This is a genomic window from Tabrizicola sp., assembly GCF_030694085.1.
In the GTDB taxonomy this organism is placed as follows: Bacteria; Pseudomonadota; Alphaproteobacteria; order Rhodobacterales; family Rhodobacteraceae; genus Tabrizicola.
This window is the reverse complement of the sequence record NZ_JAUXZE010000039.1, coordinates 301,278-318,747: the sequence shown is the minus strand read 5'-3', so window position 1 is coordinate 318,747 and position 17,470 is coordinate 301,278. Positions and strand designations below refer to the sequence as shown.

Here is a 17,470-nt window from a genome sequence, read left to right as displayed (position 1 = left end):
GGTCAGAGGCTGACCGAGGCGTCGATCAGCCAGGCGGGAAGGGTGTCGATCAGCCAGGCTTCGACACCGTGGTTCAGGCGGAACCAGAGCGCGGTGCCGACCAGGATGAAGACGACGCCCATGATCGGCCTTGCGCGCTCGGCCAGGCTGCGCAGCAGGGCCTGGCGGCGGCGCAGGGCAGATTTAGCTCCGTAGGCAAGCCCAAGGATCAGCGTCGAGACGCCAAGCGCGAAAGCCACCATGATCGCCCCGGCCCGGCCCAGGCTTTCGCCGGTCGAGGCGAGTGCAATCGCCGCGCCCAGGGTCGGGCCGATACAGGGGCTCCACACCGCGCCCAGAAGCGCGCCCGAAACGAACTGGCCGCCCAGGCCGGAGTCCGTGGTCTGGTCGATCTGCGCGTCGGCCCGGTTCGCAAGGCCCGCCGTCGCCGTGGCAAAGTGTTGCGAAAAGGCGGGCACCAGCATGACAAGGCCAAATGCCACCATCACCAGAGCCGCAGCCCGCGCGACAAGGTCGCTGTCAAGGCCAAGGGCGGGGCCGATGGCGGTCACGCCAAGACCAAGGACCACGAAGGACAGGCCAAGCCCTGCGGCCAGTGCCACCGGCGCCCGGCGGTCCCGATGCAGGCTGGAGGCAAGGACAATCGGCAGGACAGGCAGGACGCAAGGGTTGATCAGCGTAAGTAGCCCGGCAAGGTAGGCAAACAGCAGTTCCAATGCGGGTCCCCGTCCTGAGTGTCTTCGCAGCCGGTGTTGACGCCAACCCGCTGCATCCACTAGGCCATTCGAAAGCAAGTGGCGTTCGTTACGGATTTCACGCGTTGGTGACTTCGTGCGGAGACGCCTGTGCGGATGTAACAAAAGTGCGTCAATCGCGAACAGGCAGGCAAGGAATGCGTAGTTGATGGACGATTGGGGCACTTTGCTGGCTGAAGCGAACTCTGGCGACAGTCGGGCCTATGCTGCCTTTCTGCGGACGATCACGCCGGTGTTGCGGGGCGTCGTCCGGGCAAAGGCAGGGGGCCTGGGCGAGGCAATCTGCGAGGATGTGCTGCAGGAAGTGCTGCTTGCGGTTCATCTCAAGCGGCACACCTGGCAGGTCGGTGCGCCGGTCCGGCCCTGGCTTTATGCCATCGCGCGGTACAAGGTCGTCGACGCCTTCCGGTCGCGCGGTGGCAAGGTGGAAGTGCCGATCGAGGATTTCGACGAAATCCTTGCTGCCGAGGCCGGACCCGACCCGACCGAGGCCGCCGATATGGCGAAGATGATCGGGCTTCTGGACGACCGCTCGGGGCGGCTGGTCCGAATGATCGGGATCGAGGGGTCCAGCGTGGCCGAGGCCGGGCAGGCCCTTAACATGACGGAGGGCGCGGTTCGGGTGGCCCTGCATCGCGCGTTCAAGACACTGGCCGCCCTAAGGGAAAGGCATTTGAAATGAAGACCGAGAACCTTATTGTGGCGCTTGCCGCCGACAGCCGGACAGAGCCGCCCTTGCGGGCGTTCCTGTGGCCTGCGCTGGCCCTGGCGTTGGCCATGGCAGTTCTGGTGGTCTTGGTCTCGCTCGGGTTCCGGGACGACCTTCTGGCGTCGCTGGGTGAACCTTTCTCGGTGATGCGCTTCGTGCTGACCGCCGCGTTGGGCGTTCTGGGGGTGCGGCTTGCGCTGGTTCTGGCCCGGCCAGAGGGGCGCAGCTTGGCCCGGCTTTGGCCGGTTGCCCTGCCGGTCCTGGCGGCGCTGGGGCTTCTGGTCTGGGCCTATGTCTCCACGCCAGCCGAGGGGAGGCAAATGGCGCTGGTCGGCAAGACAATGACCACCTGCCTGGTGATGATCCCGCTTCTGTCCGTATTGCCGGTCGCGGCGATCCTGATGAGCTTGCACAAGGGGGCCACGACCACTCCCGCATTGGCCGGCTTTGCGGCGGGGCTTGGCGGCAGTGGCCTTGCCGCGATGGCCTATGCGATGCACTGCATCGAGGACAGTCCGCTCTTCTACGTCACGTGGTACGGACTGGCGATCGCCGGGGTCACGCTGGTGTCGACGCTGATCGGGGCCCGGATTCTGCGCTGGTAGCGCCTCGGCGCAAAGCCTCGGGCCAGTGGATCGCCATCTTCGCCGAGCCCTTCGGGATTCGGTGCCCGCCCTTCGCTGGGCGAAGCTGAGGCTAGCATCCAGGGACTGAAGGCAAAGGCGCCGTGCGGCGGTTCATGCCGTGGCTTGCAACTTGTGCGCCGGAGAGGGTGCGTACCCGCCGAGCCGGGATGTTTTGAGGCCAAGCCCCACCATCGCCTCGGCCAATTTGACGGCACAGGTCACTCCGTCCAGCACCGGAAGCCGGTGCGTCGACTCCAGCCGTGCGGCCAGGTCGGCCATCCCCGCACAGCCAAGGACGATCGCCTCGGCCCGGTCTTCGGCCACCGCGCGGCCGATCTCGGCGCTGATCCGGTTGCAGGCGTCCGACCCGGGACGCTCCAGGTCAAGCACCGCAACCTCGGACGACCGCACCCGGGCGCAGCGCGTCGCCAGCCCGTATTTGTGCAGGTTATGCTCCAGCGCCGGAACGGACCGGGCCAAGGTGGTCACGACCGAGAACTTGTTCGCGATCATCGAGGCGAAATGGTAGGCCGCTTCGCCGATCCCGATCACCGGGCGGTCGGTCAGGCAGCGCGCGGCGTCAAGGCCGGTGTCGTCGAAGCAGGCGATGATCACCGCGTCAAAGCCGGGCGTGGTCTGGATCAGGTGCAAAAGGCCGGGCACCGACAGCGCCTCGTCATAGTAGCCCTCGATCGACACCGGCCCGCCCAGCGGGTTCACCGCGATGATTTCGGTCCCGGCACTCGCCGCCCCCCGCGCCGCGATGCCGATCTTTTCGGTCATCGAGGCGGTGGAGTTCGGGTTGATCACCAGCAGGCGCATTTCAGAGGTCTCCACCAAGGTAGGCGGCCTTGATCCGGTCGTCGTGCATCAGGTCTTTCGAGACGCCGGACAGCACGACCTGCCCCGTCGACATCGCATAGGCCCGGTTCGAGATCGACAGCGCCATGCGGCTGTTCTGTTCCACCAGCAGGACCGACACGCCCTCGTCACGGCTGATTGCCACGATGGCGCGGGCGATGTCCTGCACCAGTTTCGGCGCGATGCCCAGCGAGGGTTCGTCCAGAAGCAGTAACTTCGGTTTGGCCATCAGCGCGCGGCCGATCACCATCATCTGCTGCTCGCCGCCCGACAAGGTGCTGGCCTGCTGGGTGAATCGTTCCTTCAGGCGCGGAAAGCGGGTCAACACGCTCTCCAGCGTCTGCTCGATCCCCTGCTTGTCGGTGCGGGTGAAAGCCCCCATCAGCAGGTTGTCCTTCACGCTCATCAGCGGAAAGACGCGCCGCCCTTCGGGCACCATCGCGATGCCGCGCTTGACGATTTCCGCCGCCGGACGGCCGTCGATGCGGTCGCCAAGGTAGCTGATCGTGCCGGACTTGATCTTCCGCAGCCCGGTGATCGCCCGCAGGATCGAGGACTTCCCCGCCCCGTTCGCCCCGATCAGGGCCACCGTCTCGCCCTCCATCAGGTCGATGGACACGCCCTTCAGCGCGTAGACGTGGTCGTAGTACAGCTCGACATTGTCGAAGCTGAGCATCTTCTTGGCCGGTTCCAGATTGGTCGCTGTCTGGGTCATCATTCACATCCCGATCGCAGCGTCTTCGCTGCCCAGATAGGCCTCGATCACGCGGGGGTTGGCCTGGATTTCGGCGGGCGTCCCCTCGGCAATCTTTTCGCCGAAGTTGATGCAGACGATCCGGTCCGAGATCTTCATCACCGCCGGCATGTCGTGTTCGACCAGAAGGACCGTCAGCCCCCGTTCATCGCGTAACCGGCGGACAAGGGCGACCATCCGCATCGTTTCGTCATGGTTCATGCCCGCGAAGGGCTCGTCCAGCAGGATGATCTCGGGGTGCGTCGCCAGCCCGATGGCCATCCCAAGGGCGCGCAGGTGTCCCTGCGGCAAGTTCGACGCCATCTCGTCCCGGATCGCCTGCAGCCCCAGGAAGTCGATGATGTCATCGGCCGACTTCCCGAACTCTGCCTCGTCCGCCTTGGCTTGCGACGACCCGAAGAAGAACCCCAGCAGCGACGCCTTCGACCGCAGGTGATGCGAGACGATGACGTTCTCGCGCACGGTCATCGACTTGAAGATCGTCGTTTCCTGAAAGGTCCGTACCACCCCCAGCCGCGCCACCTTGTGCGGCGGCAGGCCGGAGATTTTGGTGCCCTTGTAGATCACCTCGCCCGTCGTCGGCGTGACGAACCCGGCGATCTGCTTGAAGAGCGTGGACTTCCCCGCCCCGTTCGGCCCGATCACCGACAGGATCTCCTGCGGGGCGACATCGAAGCTGATGTCATTGTTCGCCGTCAGCCCGCCGTACCGCTTGGTGACGTTCTTGACTTGCAGGATGGCGTTCATTTGCTGCCGCCTTTCTTGTCCAGAAGGCTGAGAACGCCGTTCGGCAGGATCAGCATCAGCGCGATCAGTGCGCCAGAGTAGATGAGAAGCTGGTACTGCTTGGCGATGGAAAGCAGGTCCCAGCCGAAGTACAGCAGCAGCGTCCCCAGCATCGGCCCGAACACATAGCCAAGCCCGCCAAGGAAGCAGTAAAGCATGAAGTTCACGCTATCCTGCACCACGAAGGAGGACGGGTAGATCGACTGCGAGATGGCGACGAAGATCGCCCCTGCCAGCCCGCCGAAGAAGGACGAGATGGCATAGGCAAGCACCCTCAGCATCGCGGTGTTGACGCCGATCGAGGCCGACAGCTCCTCGTTCTGCTGCAAGGACCGGCAGAGATGGCCAAGCCGCGAGTTCACGATCCGCCACAGGACCAGATAGGTCAGCACCATCAGCAGCGCGGCCATCAGATAGAAGGCAAGCTTGGGGTTCGCCAGCGTGGCGAAGTCCGGGATGATCGTCAGGCCGAAGATCGACAGCTCGCCCGGCAGCGGGATCGAGGTGATCCCCTTCGCGCCGTTGGTGATGGGCAGCGCAAGGGCAGTCAGGCGCGCAACCTCGGTCAGGACCAGCGTGACCATGGCGAAATAGACGCCGCGCAGCCGCAGGATGGGCAGGCCGATCCCCACCGACACCACCGCACAGAAGATCCCGGCCAGCGGCAGTGTCAGCCAGAAGCTGACCCCGTACTGCGTCATCAGCACGGCTGAGACATAGCCCCCCATCAGCGCATAGGCGCCCTGGCCGATGTTGATCCGGCCGATGTAGAAGGTCAGCCAGACCCCTGCAGCAGCCACGGACAGCAACGCCACCGAGGTCAGGGTGTAGTAAAAGTCCCACCGCCCGCTCAGGCTGATGAAAACCGGCACCAGGACGAAGACGACCAAAAGGAACACCCCGATGCCCAGCAGTCTTGGGGTCGACAGGACGCGGCTTTCGGCAACGGGCGCGGCTTGCGTTTGATCGGTCATCTGCTCAACCCCACGGCTTGCCCATCAGGCCCTGCGGCCGGATGGCGAGGAAGATCATCAGGGTGATGAAGATCATCAGGTAAGTGACGTCACCGTAGGCGGCCAACAGGGTCAGGCCCACCGACTCCATCATCCCCAGGATGAACCCGCCGGCGATGGCGCCCGAGATCACACCTGCCCCGCCGATCATGATCATAAGGAACGCCTTGATCGAGGTCGGGCCACCCATGCCGAGGTTGATGCCGGTGATGGTGACCAGCAGACCGCCGACCAACCCGGCCAGCATCGCACCCATCGCAAAGCCGATCATCGAATAGCGGTCGACGTCGACACCCATCAGTTGCGCGGCCATCCGGTCCTGCGCCAGCGCCCGCATGGCGCGGCCGGTGCGGGAATACTGCATGAACAGGATGAACCCGACGATCAGCCCCACGGCCAGCGCCGCGATCAGGATGCGGTCATAGGGCATGATCAGGCGCATGTCCCAGTTGAAGACGCCATTGACGATCTTCGGCACGCCCCGCTGCTTTTCGCCGAACAGAAGCAGGATCACCGCATCCAGGAAGAAGGCGATCCCGGCGGCCAGGAGCATGGTGGATTCGTCGCGCTTCGATCTTCGGATGACCGGGCGGAACAGGAACTTCTCGATCAGCGCCCCCATCACCGCCAGCACGACGGCCGAGGCGATCAGCCCCACGATGAACGGCAACCCGAACTGGGCGACGACCGTATACGTCACAAAGCCGCCAAAGACGTACATCTGCCCGTGGGCAAAGTTCAGCACGTTCATCAGCGAGAAGATCAGGGTCAGGCCCAGGGCGATCAGGGCGTATTGCGCGCCAAGATACAGGCCGTTGGCAAGGATCTGTTCCATCCGGGGGTCCTTTGCGAAAGACAGCAGGGCCCGGACCGGGGAGCGCGCCCGGACCCTGCATGCGACTCTGAACCGACGTCAGGCCTTAGTCGACCTGCGCGACGAACAGCGTCTCGAACTTGCCGTCCTGGAACTCGTTCACCACCAGCGGCACCGAAACCTGGCGCTTCTGGCCAAAGGACGAGGTGCCGACATAGGTCAGCTTCGCATCACCGACCATGAACGGGTTCGGCGCCTCGAAGGTGTCCATCGTGGTCTTGAACTCGTCCACATTGTCGATTGCCGCCGGGTTCGCCTTCAGCGTCTCGATGATGTATTCCAGCGCATAGACCTTGGTGTTCGACTCGTCGTTGTACTCGCCGAACATCGCTGTGTAGCGGGTGACGAATTCCTTCATCGCATCGCTGGCCAGTTCAGGCGTCGACGCCCCGCCGACCGAGATGAAGCCGTTCGCCAGCTCGCCCGCGCCTTCCGCCAGAACGGCGGCATCCTGCGCGGTTTCGGTCGAAATCAGGCCCGTGTAACCCAGTTCCCGGGCCGAACGGATCAGCTGCGGCGCGTTGGCGGGCGACACACCGGAAAGGACCAGCAGGTCCGGCGCGGTCTGGATCACCGGCAGCAGGACCGGGGTGAAGTCGGTGGTGTCCATCTGGTAGGTCACGGTGTCGGAAACGACGTCCAGCCCCAGATCACGCGCGGCGGCGGCCCCCGAATCGCGCTGGCTCAGCGGGTCGGATTCGTTGCCGGCGATAAAGGCGACCGTCTTTACGCCCTTGTTTTCCATCAGGTATTTGTAGATCGCCGGGCCGGACTGATAGTTCGCCACCATACCCAGGATCGCGTTGGATGCCGGCGCGGTGTACAGCTCTTTCGGGAAGGCATAGGGGAAATACATGATCCCGTTCTGCTCGGCGACCGGGCGCACCGCTGCCGCGCCGTCATCGACGTTCGGGCCGACGACATAGTGGATGCCGTCCTGCGCCATCTTCTCCAGGCCCGCGATTGCGCGCTTGGGGTCCTTCTGGTCGTCGAAGGGGACGATCTCGATGTCATAGGTGGTGTCGCCGATCTGGACGCCGCCCAGCTCGTTCAGCCAGGCCGCGCGGGCCTCCATCGACCGCTGGTTCGAAATGCCCCAGGCCGCCGCCGGACCCGAGGTCACGCCAACGAAACCGATTTTCAGCGTCGCGTTCTGGGCCCAGGCGGCCGAAGTTGCCGTAAGGGCAAGTGCGAGGGTCAGGCCCGTCGTCGCGAGGAAATTGCGTCTCTTCATTCTGATGCTCCCTGTTCATTGGGTCGGCGGAATTCGAGTCCGCGACAGCTTGATTGACAGATCTGCTGACAAGATTGTCAACAAAAATGTTCCGCATGGTACACGATCTGCCTCTTGATGGGCGGGCGCGTCCCCCGTAGCGTATATTCCGAACAGTTTTGGAACGGACATATCGATGGACACCCTCGGCAACACAGCCGAACAGGTCACGCGCGTCGACGAACTGGACGAGGAGGAGATCGTCGAGCGAATCTTCGAGGCGATCATCGACCAGCGTCTGCCGCCCGGGACCAAGCTATCCGAAGCCGCCTTGTGTGAGGCGTTCAACGTCGGCCGGATGCGAATCCGGCAAAGCCTGCTTCTGCTGGCCAGTCGCGAGGTTGTCGACCTTCTGCCGAACCGCGGGGCCTTTGTCGCCTCGCCCACGGCTGAACAGGCGCGCGAGGTCTTCGAGGCCCGACTGATGATCGAGCCGAACGTTGCCCGCCTGGCTGTCGAGAGGGCAACCGCCGACAACCTGTCGATGCTGGAGCAGCATCTTCGGCTGGAGCACGAGGCACATGTAGCCAACCGTCGCCGCGATGCCATCCGGCTGTCTGGCCAGTTCCATGTCCTGCTGGCCGAGATAGCCGACAACACAGTGGCCTTGCGCATGGTAAAGGAACTGGTGACGCGCACCTCGCTGATCATCGGGATATTCGGCAGCCCTGGGGTGTCGAACTGCCGGGACGAAGACCACGAAGATATCTGCACCGCGTTCCGCACGCGCGACAGCGACCTTGCGGCGCAGTTGATGGTCGAGCATCTGCGCCACATCCAGACCCACCTTGAATTGAACGGGCCCGCCGACGGGGCCAGCGATCTGGTGGCGATCTTCCGCAGATAGTCTGTGCGTGCGGGCGTCCGAGGAGGCCCGGCGCAACTGGAAGACGGGTCGTCGCGCGTGGCTAGATTGACTGCGCCAGCTTGAGCAGACTGCGGGCCTGCGCTGGTGTAGCTACCGGGCGGTCATGGCGTTGGCAAATCTCGACCACCCGATGCACAAGGGCCGCATTTGACGGGGCGAGTGCCGTCCGGTCTAGCCGAACATTGTCCTCAAGACCTGTGCGGGCATGGCCTCCGGCTGCGACGGACCATTCGTTCAGCGTGATCTGGTGTGGGCCAATCCCGGCTGCACACCATTCCGATCCCGGAAGCAGGCGTTTGACGGTTCGGATGTAGTAGTCGAACACGTCGCGGTCCGCGGGCATCGCGTTCTTCACGCCCATGACGAACTGCACATAGGCCGGGGCCTTAAGCCTGCCGTCCGACTGCATCGCCGCAGCCTGGTGGATGTGGGACAGGTCGAAGCACTCAATCTCGGGCTTGATGTCGAAAGCCAGCATTTCCGAGGCCAGCCAGTCCACAAGGTCGGGCGGGTTTTCATAGACCCGGGTAGGAAAGTTGTTCGAGCCGACAGAGAGCGAGGCCATGTCTGGCCGCAAGCCAAGCATTGCCCCACGGGCCTTTCCCGCGCCGGAGCGCCCACCGGTCGAGAACTGGATGATCATGCCCGGGCAGTGCTTCTCGATCCCCTCTTTCAGGCGGGCGAACTTCTCGGGGTCGGATGAGGGCGTTTCGTCGTCGTTGCGCACATGGGCATGCACGATGGTCGCGCCGGCTTCAAAAGCCTCATGGGTGGATTCGACCTGTTCAGGAACCGAGATCGGCACGGCCGGGTTGTCGGCCTTCCTTGGCAGCGAGCCGGTGATGGCGACGCAGATGATGCAGGGTTTCATGAGGGGGCCAGGATGAAGTCGTGGTCCACGAGGAAGAAGGGTTTGTCGAACCCTGCCTTGGCGATCTGGGCGGGGTCGGTGATGCGGTCGAATTTCGCGAGCAGGCTTTCCTTTACGCCGAAGACAGCGTCGGAGGTGATGTAGGGATCGTCGGGGTCGAAGATATGCGTGACGAGGCGGGCGTGATCCGGGGCCTCGATGATATAGTGCAGGTGTGCGGGGCGGTAGGGATGCCGCCCCAGGGTCTTCAAGAGCTGGCCCACCGGACCATCATCGGGGATCGGGTAATATTTCGGCTTCACGCCCTTGAACCAGTAGCTGCCGTCCGCCCCGGTGCGAAACACGCCGCGCAGGTTGAAATCGGGCTGGATGCCCTTTTGCTGGACGTCGTAGAAGCCTTCGTCATTGGCCTGCCAGACGTCGATCTTGGCATTTGCCAAGGGTGTGCCGTCGGTGGATCGGATCGTGCCGCGCACGAGCATCGGCTCGCCCTTCTGGTCAAGGCAGATGTCGGCGCCCATTGGCAGTTCTGGCGCGTCGGCGACGTGGAACGGGCCGAGGACGGTGGATTCCGACGCGCCCGACGGCTTGCGGTTGTTGATCGCGTCGACCAGCATCGACACGCCCAGAACATCGGACAGCAGGATGAACTCCTGCCGCCAGTCGGTGCACATTTGGCCCGTCGCGGTAAGGAACTGGATCGCCTGGAACCATTCTGCTTCGGTCGGCTCGATTTCCTTCACGGCGGCGTGGAGGTGGCGGGTGAGGATTGCCATGACTTCGGCAAGCCGGGCGTTCGACGCCTTGGCGTTGCGGGAGATGACGACCTCGGCGGAGGTGGCTTCGGTAAAGAACCCTTGTTCGGTCATGTCAGTGCCCCAGGATTGCGCGGAGGGTGCGGGTGAGGTCGGCCTCGGCTGTGGCAGAGGCGGTCTGGCTGCGCCAGGCGACGTGCTGGTCGGGGCGGATCAGGAGGCAGCCGCCGTCCTTGATGTCGCGGACCTTGTGCCAGTCGCCGACGTGGTCTTCGTAGTCGGCACGCGGACCAATGGTGACCGAACGGATCGGGAGCTTCAGTGACTTGGCGGCGGCTTCAGCGGCCTGGACCCAAGCCTCGCCGCCGATGCCGGTGATCAGGGTGAACTTGCCCTTGCCGCAAAGGTCCAGCGTCGAGTGCTTGCCTCCTTGGCGGTCATAGACCCAGGCGTGGGGCAGGCGCGCGCCGGGGGTGGTGGTGGGGTGATAGTAGAGCTCCATGTTGTCACCCACGGGCGCGCGGGTGCCGTCGCTGACCACGGCGCCCGAAGTGTAGCGCTGGTTCATCTCGACCCCGTGGCAGTCGAATTCGTAAACCTTGAAGTCGATGGCCTTCCGCAGCGCCTCGCGCTGGGCTTCGCCTGCGGGCGTGGCGTCGCAGCGGGCCGCCATGCTGGCTTCGATCCGGTCGTGATCCACGCCGCCGTCCATGCCCAGCGCCTCGAAGATCGGGCCGAACTCGGCGATGGACTGGTTGGCGCGGGTGACGATCTGGCGCGCGATGGGCGCGCGTTCGGTGGAGTAGCTGTCAAGAAGCCTGGGCGTGGCCTGACCCTTCACCACGGCGGCAAGTTTCCAGGCCAGGTTGAAGGCGTCCTGGATCGAGGTGTTGGACCCAAGGCCGTTCGAGGGCGGGTGCCGGTGCGCGGCGTCGCCCATGATGAAGACGCGGTCCTTCTGCATGTGGGTGGCAAAGCAGTTGTTCACCGTCCAGGTATTCGCGCTGATCAGGTCGATCTTGAGGTCCGGCACGCCGACCAGTTGCCGCGCGACCTGTGTCGCCAGCGCCTCGTCCACCACGGGGGCGGGCTGGGTGATGTCGTAGCCCCAGACGATCAGCCATTCGTTCCAGGGGCGGACCATGCGGACGAGGCCCATTCCGATGCCGCCGACGTCTGCTCCGGGCTGCATGACCCAGTAAAGGACGCTTGGCCGGTGCGCGACGTGGCGCGACAGGTCGGCACGGAACAGGATGTTCATCGACCCGCCCACGCCCATCTTGCCTTCGAACGGCAGCCCTGCGTGTTCGGCTACAAGTGAGTTCCCGCCGTCAGCCCCCACAAGGTATTTTGAGCGGATCGTGAGGTTCTTGCCCGTCAGCCGGTCCCGGCAGGTAGTGGTAACGCCGTCGGCGTCCTGTACATGGGTCAGGTATTCGGTAGACATGCGGGGCTGCGCACCGCGCGAGCAGGCGGTCTTGAAGAGGATCGGCTCCATGAAGGTCTGGGGCAGGTCGTTCATCTCGCAAGGGGAGGCGCGGAGGTGGCGGGCTTTCGACTCGGGACTGGTGCCCCAGGATTGCATCCGGCCCAGTTCCTCACCGGCGAGCGATACGCAGAAGACGTTGTTGCCCATCAGTTCCTGCGGGGCAGCGTGGAGCATCGCCTCGGCCTCGACCTCGGGGCCAAGGTCGCGGAGGACCTCCATCGTGCGCTGGTTGGTGATATGGGCGCGGGGGGTGTTGGCAAGCCAGCGGTAGCGGTTCACGACCAGCGTCTCGACGCCGTACGAGGCCAGAAGCGCGGCGGTTGCGGACCCGGCAGGCCCGGTGCCGATGATGAGCACGTCGGTGGTGATGTCGGCAGTCATGGGTGTCCTCCCTTGTGGTCGGGCCGGCTGTCCGAGCCCCGGCCCTGTATTGTCAGGCCGTGATCCAACCGTAGCGCGCGGTGTCCTTCCCGGCATAATCGGGGTCGAGGTAGATGAAGAGGCGGGTGATCTTGCCGTCCTTGACGGTGAAGCAGTCGCACCAGCGCCCGGCACCCCATTTCGGATTGTCTGCCAGCCATGGGCCGTCACGGTGTTCACCCTCCGACGTCCCTTCCACCGCAAAGCTGTCGGTGCCGTTCATGTACCAGGTGAAGCCTTCGTAGTGATGCTTGATCGACTTCAACGTGCCGCCCACGTCGGAGAACATCTTGATGACCTCCTCCTTGCCCTTGGCGATGCCCCATTTCGGGAAGAAGACCTCGGCGTCGTCGGAGAAGTGATCGAAAAGGCCAAGCCCGGTGGTGGGGGACACTCCGCCGGCGTCCAGCGACTTCAGGTAGCTTTCGGCGACGGCCTTGCGCTCATCGTCGGTGGCGGTTTGTGCGCTGGCGGCGGTCGCGATGCCGCCCACGGCCAATGCGGCGGCGGCAAAGGTGTCGCGGCGGGTGAGATCGGTTTTGTCGGTCATGTGGTCCTCCCTTCAGGTTTTATTGGGTTCGGTGGTCACGAGACGTCGTTGCACTGGGAACAGGGCGATGCCCGTACGGTCGTGGATCAGGCCCCAAAGACCGCGCGGGGCGAAGAGCATGGTGGCGATGGCCAGAAGGCCGAGGGCCAGGAGATACCAGCTGCCATAGTCGGCGAAGACGGTCTGCAGGCCCCAGAAGACGAGGACACCGAGGATCGGGCCTTCCAAACGCCCGATGCCGCCGATGACGGCAATGAAGATCACGTAGGCCGTCCAGTTTGTCACGCTGAAGGCGGCGTCAGGACTGATGCGGGCGGTCTGGACGTAGATGAGGGCGCCAACAAAGCCGGTCATGGTGGCGGCTGACAGAAAGACGGTCCACTTCACGCGGCGGGCGTCAACGCCGACCGACTGCGCAGCATTGTCGTTGTCGCGCACGGCGGCAAGGGCGAGGCCGGTGCGCGAGCGCAGGAGCGCATAGATCGCGGCCATAGTGCCGACCGCAAGCGCGAGGGCGAGCCAGTAGGCGAGGACGTCCCGGGCGGCCGCATCCCTTAAGCCGAAGACATCTGCGATGGTTGCGACGCCGATGATGTCGGCGGTTGCCTCGCGGGGGAGCGAGGTGCCGGTGCCGCCCCCAAGGGTCTTCCACTGGGCGACAAGAAGCCGCGTGATCTCTGCTATGACCCAGGTGCCGATGGCGAAGTAAGCCCCTGCCAGGCGAAAGGCGAAGAAGGCCATCGGGATGGCTAGGAGGAAGGCGGCGAGGCCTCCGAGCAGGATGGCGGGGACAGGGTCCCAGCCCCACAGGATGACGCCCGCGAACATCGCGTAGGCGCCGATGCCGACGAAGGCCTGTTGCCCGACGCTGACCATGCCGCCGAAGCCTGCGATCAGGTTCCAGAGCTGGGCCAGGGTCAGCATCGTCAGGATGAAGAACAGGTCCTGGATCAGACTGCGCGAGGCGAAGGCAGGGAGGATAAGGCCGACGCCGATCAGCGCGAGTGCGGCAATCCCGGCGATAGAGCTGGCGCGGGTGCGGGTGGTGACGCTGTGGGTCATCAGTCCACCGCCCGAGGGAAAAGGCCGCGCGGGCGGATCAAAAGGACGACCAGGAAGGCGATGTGCCCCGCCAGGATCTGCCATTCCGGGTTGATCTGCGCGCCGAAGGTCTGGGCGACACCGATGATCGCTCCGCCCGCCAGAGTGCCCCAGAGGCTGCCCAGCCCACCGATGATCACGGCCTGAAACGCGTAAAGCAGGCGGGCCGGGCCGATGGAGGGATCGAAGTTCGATCGCATGCCAAGATAAAGCGCGGCGAGAGTGACGATGACCATCGCCAGGCCGGTGGCGATAGCGAAGATGGATTTCGGGTTCAGGCCCATCAGGCTGGCGGTCGTGGGATCGTCCGAGACAGCCCGGAAGGCGCGGCCCAAGGCGGTGGTGTAGAAGATCCGGTTCAGGACGAAGATCACCCCGACGGCGCTGGCGAACGTCAGAAGCGGCAGGGTGCCGACGGTGACGACCCCAAGATCGATCGAGGCGCTTTCCAGCCGTCCAACCGACAGTCTCTGGCTGTCGGCGCTGAAAATTTCCAGCATTCCGTTCTGCAAGGCGACAGAAAGGCCAAAGGTGACCAGCAGGGGCGGCAGGATGTCTTTCCCGAGGACCCGGTTCAGGACGAAGCGCTGGAGTGTCCAGCCAGCGGCGAACATCAGGGGGGCCGCAAGCAAGGCCGCGAGGAAGGGGTTCAGGCCAAGGGTCCCGGTGATCAGCAGGATTGCGAAGGCCGCAAAGACGATAAGGTCGCCGTGCGCAAGGTTCACCAGCCGCATGATCCCGAAGACAAGGCTAAGCCCGGCGGCGAAGAGCGCATAAAGCCCGCCGAGGAGGATGCCCTGGACGAGAACGTCAATCCAGATCATTGCGCGCCTCGCGGATTGGGGCGGTTCGTGAAAGGAGCGCTGCCGCGCAACTCTTGTGTCTCGTCTCTGCGCGCGACGGGCGCGCAACGGGCTCGGCCGTTTGGGGTGCGTCGTCCGCCCACCTGCTTGAGGATGGTCGCGGACAGATGAAGGGGCAGCGGCAGGGTCATGCGGGTTCCCCGAAATAGGCGGCGTGGATCGCTTCGCGGCTAACTTCCTTCGCGCGAGCGGTCAGTGTTACGCGGCCTTCCATCAGGCAATAGACCCGGTCGGCGACAGCAAGGGCCCGGGTAATGTCCTGTTCGACAATGATGACGGCTGCGCCGGTCGCGCGGATCGCGGGGAGCGCGGCGTAGATGTCGCGGATGACCACAGGCGCAAGGCCGAGGCTGATCTCGTCGCAGAGGAGAAGCTCGGGGTTCGACATGAGGGCGCGGCCGATGGCGACCATCTGCTGCTGGCCCCCGGACAGAGCGGTGCCAGGGGAGCGGCGACGGTCCTTCAGGATGGGAAAGAGCGAATAGATTTCCTCCAGCGACCAGCGGCCCGAGCCGCGGCGGACCTGACCGCCGATCAGAAGGTTCTCCTCGACCGTGAGTGAGGGAAAGAGCTTGCGGCCTTCAGGGACCATCGCGATCCCGCGCCGCAGGATCTGGTCGGGGGACAGCGCACCAATCGGTTGGCCGTTGTGGTGGATCTGGTCGGGGACGTTCCTGATGACCCCGGTGATCGAGCGCATCAGGGTGGTCTTGCCCGCCCCGTTCGCGCCGATGATCGCCACACATTCGCCCGGGTCGACATGCAGGTCGATGCCGAAGAGGGCCTTGAACTGTCCGTACTGCGCGATGAGGCCGTGGGTTTCTAGAAGCGCCATCAGACTTCCATCCCGAGGTAGATCTCGCGCACTTCCTTCGAGGCCATGATCGCATCGGGGTCGCCGACGCCGATGATACGGCCGAAGTCGAGGACGAGGAGGCGCTCCACGACCGAGGTCAGCGCGTGCAGGACATGCTCGATCCAGATGATCGTGATGCCCTGGGCGTGCAGTGCCTTGATCGTGGCGACCAGCGCCAGACATTCGCCCTCGGTCAGTCCGCCCGCGATTTCGTCAAGGAGCAGCAGCTTCGGCCCGGTGGCCATCGCCCGCGCCAGCTCGAGCCGCTTGCGATCAAGAAGCGAAAGCGAGCCTGCCAGCGTGTTGGCCTTGGACAGAAGCTCGGTGTCCCCCAGGATCGAGACACAGGTGTCCTGCACCTCGACCTCGCGCTTGCCCTGGCCATAGGCGGCGGCGGTAAGAAGGTTTTCGAAGACCGTCAGGCCCTCGAACGGCTGCGGAATCTGGAAGCTGCGGCCGACGCCCATGCGGACGCGGTCCATCGCAGGGGAGCGGGTCACGTCGCGTCCAAGCAGGGTTATCGACCCGGTGTCGGGCAGGAAGTTCCCGGTGATCAGGTTGAAAAGGGTGGATTTCCCGGCGCCGTTCGGTCCGATGATACCGAGGGCCTGACCCTTTGGCACGGCAAACGAAACCTCGTCGGTCACCTTGAGGGCGCCGAAGCTTTTCGAGACATTTGTCAGGGTCAGGACGTTTGTCATGATTTACCGGCCTTGTGTGCGGCCCCCTGGAGTGGGGGCCGCATCTTGATCAGGCCAGCGCCTCCATCGTGCCGCCGGTCGGGATCGCCGGGGCGGTCTGGTTGTCGACGATGACGAGGTCGAAGGTGCCGTCCTCTTTCCGCCGCCACTGGCCACCGACGAGGGGGGTCTTGGTGACGTTGGTCTTTGCGAAGTCCGGCACGCCTTCCCCGTTCCAGGCGACCTTGCCGACCATCGTGTCAAGGTCGGTCGCGGCGATGGCGGCTGCAACGGCGTCGGCATCGGTCACGTCCGAAACGCGGCCCATCACGTTCGAGGCGACCTCGAACAACGAATGGACAAAGCCGATTGGCTGGGTCCAGGGGCGGCCCGACTTCGTGGTATAATCGGCCGCAAGTTCGGCTGCCGACTGGCCGGTGAGCGAGGATTTGAACGGGTGGGTGTTCGACCACCAGACCTCGGACGACAGGTTATGCCCGGCCTCGCCCAAAGCCTCGACCGATTGCGGGAAGAGGATGGCCTTGGCGACGGTGATGATCTTCGGGTTGAAGCCCTGCTGGAGGGCCTGGTTGCGGAAGGTGGTGAAGTCGGGCGGGATCACGACTCCGGTGACGATCTCGGCGTTGGCGGCCTTGAAAGCGTTGATCTGGGCAGTGAAATCGTCGTTGAGGTTCTGGTAGCGGCCCGGATCGGTCAGGGTGTAGCCCTGTGCTGCAAAGCCGGGGCCGACGCCCACGTTCGGGTCGCCCCAGGCGTTGCCGTCACCGTCATTGGGAAAGAGGCCGCCGACCTGCTTGTTGGTCTCGACCTGGTTCCACATGTTCAGGAAGACGGCAATCACATCCTCCAGACCCCAGAAGTAGTGGAACGCATAGTTGAAGGGCGTCCACGAGGCCGGGTCGCCGGGGTTGCCTTGCTGGCCGATGAACCAGGGCTGCCAGGGCGCTTTGGTGGAGATGACGGGCATCCCTTCGGCTTCACAGGTCGTCGCCACCGGATTGGTGGTTTCGGGGGTCGAGGCGACGATCATCAGGTTGATTTCGTCGTCAACGATCAGTTCTTTGGCGACCGAGGCAGCGCGGTTCGGGTCGGACTGGCTGTCCTTGACGATGACCTCGAAGTTCTGCCCCGCTTCCGTGGCGAGGAAGGCCTCGATGTTGTAGGCGTCGCTTTCGGCGAAGCCTGCCAAGGGCCCCGACTGCGGGCTGACATAGCCGATGCGGATCTTGGCGCCTTGCGCGATGGCTGGGGCGAAGAGGCCGGGGGTCGCAAGGGCAAGGCTGGTGGCGGCGCCCGATTTCAGAAGCTTGCGTCTGGTGATCATGGTGGTTCCTCCCTTTTGTTG

Annotated in this window: 19 protein-coding genes; 3 read left to right on the top strand and 16 right to left on the bottom strand. The window is 64.5% G+C overall.

What is annotated here, in order from left to right; translation table 11 throughout:
• Positions 1–2: 2 nt before the first annotated feature.
• Positions 3–716 (bottom strand): cytochrome c biogenesis CcdA family protein, encoded by a 714-nt coding sequence (locus Q8M85_RS10410; RefSeq protein WP_305543909.1) that lies wholly within the window; start codon positions 714–716, stop codon positions 3–5.
• 187 nt (positions 717–903) lie between these two features.
• Here Q8M85_RS10410 and Q8M85_RS10405 point away from each other — a divergent pair, with 187 nt between their 5' ends.
• Positions 904–1,437 carry a sigma-70 family RNA polymerase sigma factor gene (locus Q8M85_RS10405; protein ID WP_305543970.1) on the top strand — a complete coding sequence of 178 codons (534 nt, stop codon included), beginning with the start codon at positions 904–906 and terminating at the stop codon, positions 1,435–1,437.
• Positions 1,434–2,069 (top strand): DUF1109 domain-containing protein, encoded by a 636-nt coding sequence (locus Q8M85_RS10400; protein ID WP_305543907.1) that lies wholly within the window; start codon positions 1,434–1,436, stop codon positions 2,067–2,069. The genes Q8M85_RS10405 and Q8M85_RS10400 overlap by 4 nt, the downstream gene beginning before the upstream one ends.
• A 132-nt stretch (positions 2,070–2,201) precedes the next feature.
• Here the strand turns inward: Q8M85_RS10400 and Q8M85_RS10395 are convergent, their stop codons facing one another.
• The 6 genes from Q8M85_RS10395 to Q8M85_RS10370 form a co-directional block, all read right to left on the bottom strand.
• A complete protein-coding gene (locus tag Q8M85_RS10395; RefSeq protein ID WP_305543904.1) occupies positions 2,202–2,912 on the bottom strand; it encodes an aspartate/glutamate racemase family protein in 711 nt (236 codons plus the stop codon).
• Between the two features lies 1 nt (position 2,913).
• Complete coding sequence (locus Q8M85_RS10390) at positions 2,914–3,627, bottom strand: ABC transporter ATP-binding protein (RefSeq protein ID WP_305543967.1); 714 nt, start codon at positions 3,625–3,627, stop codon at positions 2,914–2,916.
• A gap of 42 nt (positions 3,628–3,669) precedes the next feature.
• Positions 3,670–4,452 carry an ABC transporter ATP-binding protein gene (locus Q8M85_RS10385; protein WP_305543901.1) on the bottom strand — a complete coding sequence of 261 codons (783 nt, stop codon included), beginning with the start codon at positions 4,450–4,452 and terminating at the stop codon, positions 3,670–3,672.
• A complete protein-coding gene (locus tag Q8M85_RS10380) occupies positions 4,449–5,465 on the bottom strand; it encodes a branched-chain amino acid ABC transporter permease (RefSeq protein WP_305543899.1) in 1,017 nt (338 codons plus the stop codon). Before Q8M85_RS10380 ends, Q8M85_RS10385 begins: the two co-directional genes overlap by 4 nt.
• A 4-nt stretch (positions 5,466–5,469) precedes the next feature.
• Positions 5,470–6,339, bottom strand: a complete 870-nt coding sequence (locus Q8M85_RS10375; protein WP_305543898.1) for a branched-chain amino acid ABC transporter permease — start codon at positions 6,337–6,339, stop codon at positions 5,470–5,472.
• A gap of 85 nt (positions 6,340–6,424) precedes the next feature.
• Positions 6,425–7,612 (bottom strand): ABC transporter substrate-binding protein, encoded by a 1,188-nt coding sequence (locus Q8M85_RS10370; protein WP_305543896.1) that lies wholly within the window; start codon positions 7,610–7,612, stop codon positions 6,425–6,427.
• Between the two features lie 175 nt (positions 7,613–7,787).
• On the opposite strand from Q8M85_RS10370, the gene Q8M85_RS10365 reads away from it, so the two are divergent.
• Positions 7,788–8,498, top strand: coding sequence for a GntR family transcriptional regulator (locus tag Q8M85_RS10365; RefSeq protein ID WP_305543894.1), 711 nt, complete (start codon positions 7,788–7,790; stop codon positions 8,496–8,498).
• A gap of 61 nt (positions 8,499–8,559) precedes the next feature.
• Here the strand turns inward: Q8M85_RS10365 and Q8M85_RS10360 are convergent, their stop codons facing one another.
• From Q8M85_RS10360 to Q8M85_RS10320, 9 genes are all read right to left on the bottom strand, one after another.
• Positions 8,560–9,390 (bottom strand): 3-keto-5-aminohexanoate cleavage protein, encoded by an 831-nt coding sequence (locus Q8M85_RS10360; RefSeq protein WP_305543892.1) that lies wholly within the window; start codon positions 9,388–9,390, stop codon positions 8,560–8,562.
• The gene (locus tag Q8M85_RS10355; protein ID WP_305543890.1) at positions 9,387–10,259 is read right to left on the bottom strand and encodes an intradiol ring-cleavage dioxygenase; all 873 of its coding nucleotides are present in this window, start codon (positions 10,257–10,259) and stop codon (positions 9,387–9,389) included. The genes Q8M85_RS10360 and Q8M85_RS10355 overlap by 4 nt, the downstream gene beginning before the upstream one ends.
• Before the next feature lies 1 nt (position 10,260).
• The gene (locus Q8M85_RS10350; protein ID WP_305543887.1) at positions 10,261–12,015 is read right to left on the bottom strand and encodes an FAD-dependent monooxygenase; all 1,755 of its coding nucleotides are present in this window, start codon (positions 12,013–12,015) and stop codon (positions 10,261–10,263) included.
• A 52-nt stretch (positions 12,016–12,067) separates the two neighbouring features.
• Positions 12,068–12,604, bottom strand: a complete 537-nt coding sequence (locus Q8M85_RS10345; RefSeq protein ID WP_305543884.1) for a nuclear transport factor 2 family protein — start codon at positions 12,602–12,604, stop codon at positions 12,068–12,070.
• A 12-nt stretch (positions 12,605–12,616) separates the two neighbouring features.
• The gene (locus tag Q8M85_RS10340; protein WP_305543881.1) at positions 12,617–13,666 is read right to left on the bottom strand and encodes a branched-chain amino acid ABC transporter permease; all 1,050 of its coding nucleotides are present in this window, start codon (positions 13,664–13,666) and stop codon (positions 12,617–12,619) included.
• On the bottom strand, positions 13,666–14,529 hold the full coding sequence (locus Q8M85_RS10335) for a branched-chain amino acid ABC transporter permease (RefSeq protein ID WP_305543879.1): 864 nt from the start codon (positions 14,527–14,529) through the stop codon (positions 13,666–13,668). Before Q8M85_RS10335 ends, Q8M85_RS10340 begins: the two co-directional genes overlap by 1 nt.
• A gap of 166 nt (positions 14,530–14,695) precedes the next feature.
• On the bottom strand, positions 14,696–15,403 hold the full coding sequence (locus Q8M85_RS10330) for an ABC transporter ATP-binding protein (RefSeq protein WP_305543876.1): 708 nt from the start codon (positions 15,401–15,403) through the stop codon (positions 14,696–14,698).
• A complete protein-coding gene (locus Q8M85_RS10325) occupies positions 15,403–16,125 on the bottom strand; it encodes an ABC transporter ATP-binding protein (protein ID WP_305543873.1) in 723 nt (240 codons plus the stop codon). The genes Q8M85_RS10330 and Q8M85_RS10325 overlap by 1 nt, the downstream gene beginning before the upstream one ends.
• Before the next feature lie 49 nt (positions 16,126–16,174).
• Complete coding sequence (locus tag Q8M85_RS10320; protein WP_305543870.1) at positions 16,175–17,449, bottom strand: ABC transporter substrate-binding protein; 1,275 nt, start codon at positions 17,447–17,449, stop codon at positions 16,175–16,177.
• Positions 17,450–17,470: the final 21 nt, after the last annotated feature.

Bases quoted from the DNA above. Each gene is read 5' to 3' on its own strand.
- Q8M85_RS10405 (WP_305543970.1), top strand. From the start codon at position 904: ATGGACGATTGGGGCACTTTGCTGGCTGAAGCGAACTCTGGCGACAGT.
- Q8M85_RS10400 (WP_305543907.1), top strand. From the start codon at position 1,434: ATGAAGACCGAGAACCTTATTGTGGCGCTTGCCGCCGACAGCCGGACA.
- Q8M85_RS10395 (WP_305543904.1), bottom strand. From the start codon at position 2,912: ATGCGCCTGCTGGTGATCAACCCGAACTCCACCGCCTCGATGACCGAA.
- Q8M85_RS10390 (WP_305543967.1), bottom strand. From the start codon at position 3,627: ATGCTCAGCTTCGACAATGTCGAGCTGTACTACGACCACGTCTACGCG.
- Q8M85_RS10385 (WP_305543901.1), bottom strand. From the start codon at position 4,452: ATGAACGCCATCCTGCAAGTCAAGAACGTCACCAAGCGGTACGGCGGG.
- Q8M85_RS10380 (WP_305543899.1), bottom strand. From the start codon at position 5,465: ATGACCGATCAAACGCAAGCCGCGCCCGTTGCCGAAAGCCGCGTCCTG.
- Q8M85_RS10375 (WP_305543898.1), bottom strand. From the start codon at position 6,339: ATGGAACAGATCCTTGCCAACGGCCTGTATCTTGGCGCGCAATACGCC.
- Q8M85_RS10370 (WP_305543896.1), bottom strand. From the start codon at position 7,612: ATGAAGAGACGCAATTTCCTCGCGACGACGGGCCTGACCCTCGCACTT.
- Q8M85_RS10365 (WP_305543894.1), top strand. From the start codon at position 7,788: ATGGACACCCTCGGCAACACAGCCGAACAGGTCACGCGCGTCGACGAA.
- Q8M85_RS10360 (WP_305543892.1), bottom strand. From the start codon at position 9,390: ATGAAACCCTGCATCATCTGCGTCGCCATCACCGGCTCGCTGCCAAGG.
- Q8M85_RS10355 (WP_305543890.1), bottom strand. From the start codon at position 10,259: ATGACCGAACAAGGGTTCTTTACCGAAGCCACCTCCGCCGAGGTCGTC.
- Q8M85_RS10350 (WP_305543887.1), bottom strand. From the start codon at position 12,015: ATGACTGCCGACATCACCACCGACGTGCTCATCATCGGCACCGGGCCT.
- Q8M85_RS10345 (WP_305543884.1), bottom strand. From the start codon at position 12,604: ATGACCGACAAAACCGATCTCACCCGCCGCGACACCTTTGCCGCCGCC.
- Q8M85_RS10340 (WP_305543881.1), bottom strand. From the start codon at position 13,666: ATGACCCACAGCGTCACCACCCGCACCCGCGCCAGCTCTATCGCCGGG.
- Q8M85_RS10335 (WP_305543879.1), bottom strand. From the start codon at position 14,529: ATGATCTGGATTGACGTTCTCGTCCAGGGCATCCTCCTCGGCGGGCTT.
- Q8M85_RS10330 (WP_305543876.1), bottom strand. From the start codon at position 15,403: ATGGCGCTTCTAGAAACCCACGGCCTCATCGCGCAGTACGGACAGTTC.
- Q8M85_RS10325 (WP_305543873.1), bottom strand. From the start codon at position 16,125: ATGACAAACGTCCTGACCCTGACAAATGTCTCGAAAAGCTTCGGCGCC.
- Q8M85_RS10320 (WP_305543870.1), bottom strand. From the start codon at position 17,449: ATGATCACCAGACGCAAGCTTCTGAAATCGGGCGCCGCCACCAGCCTT.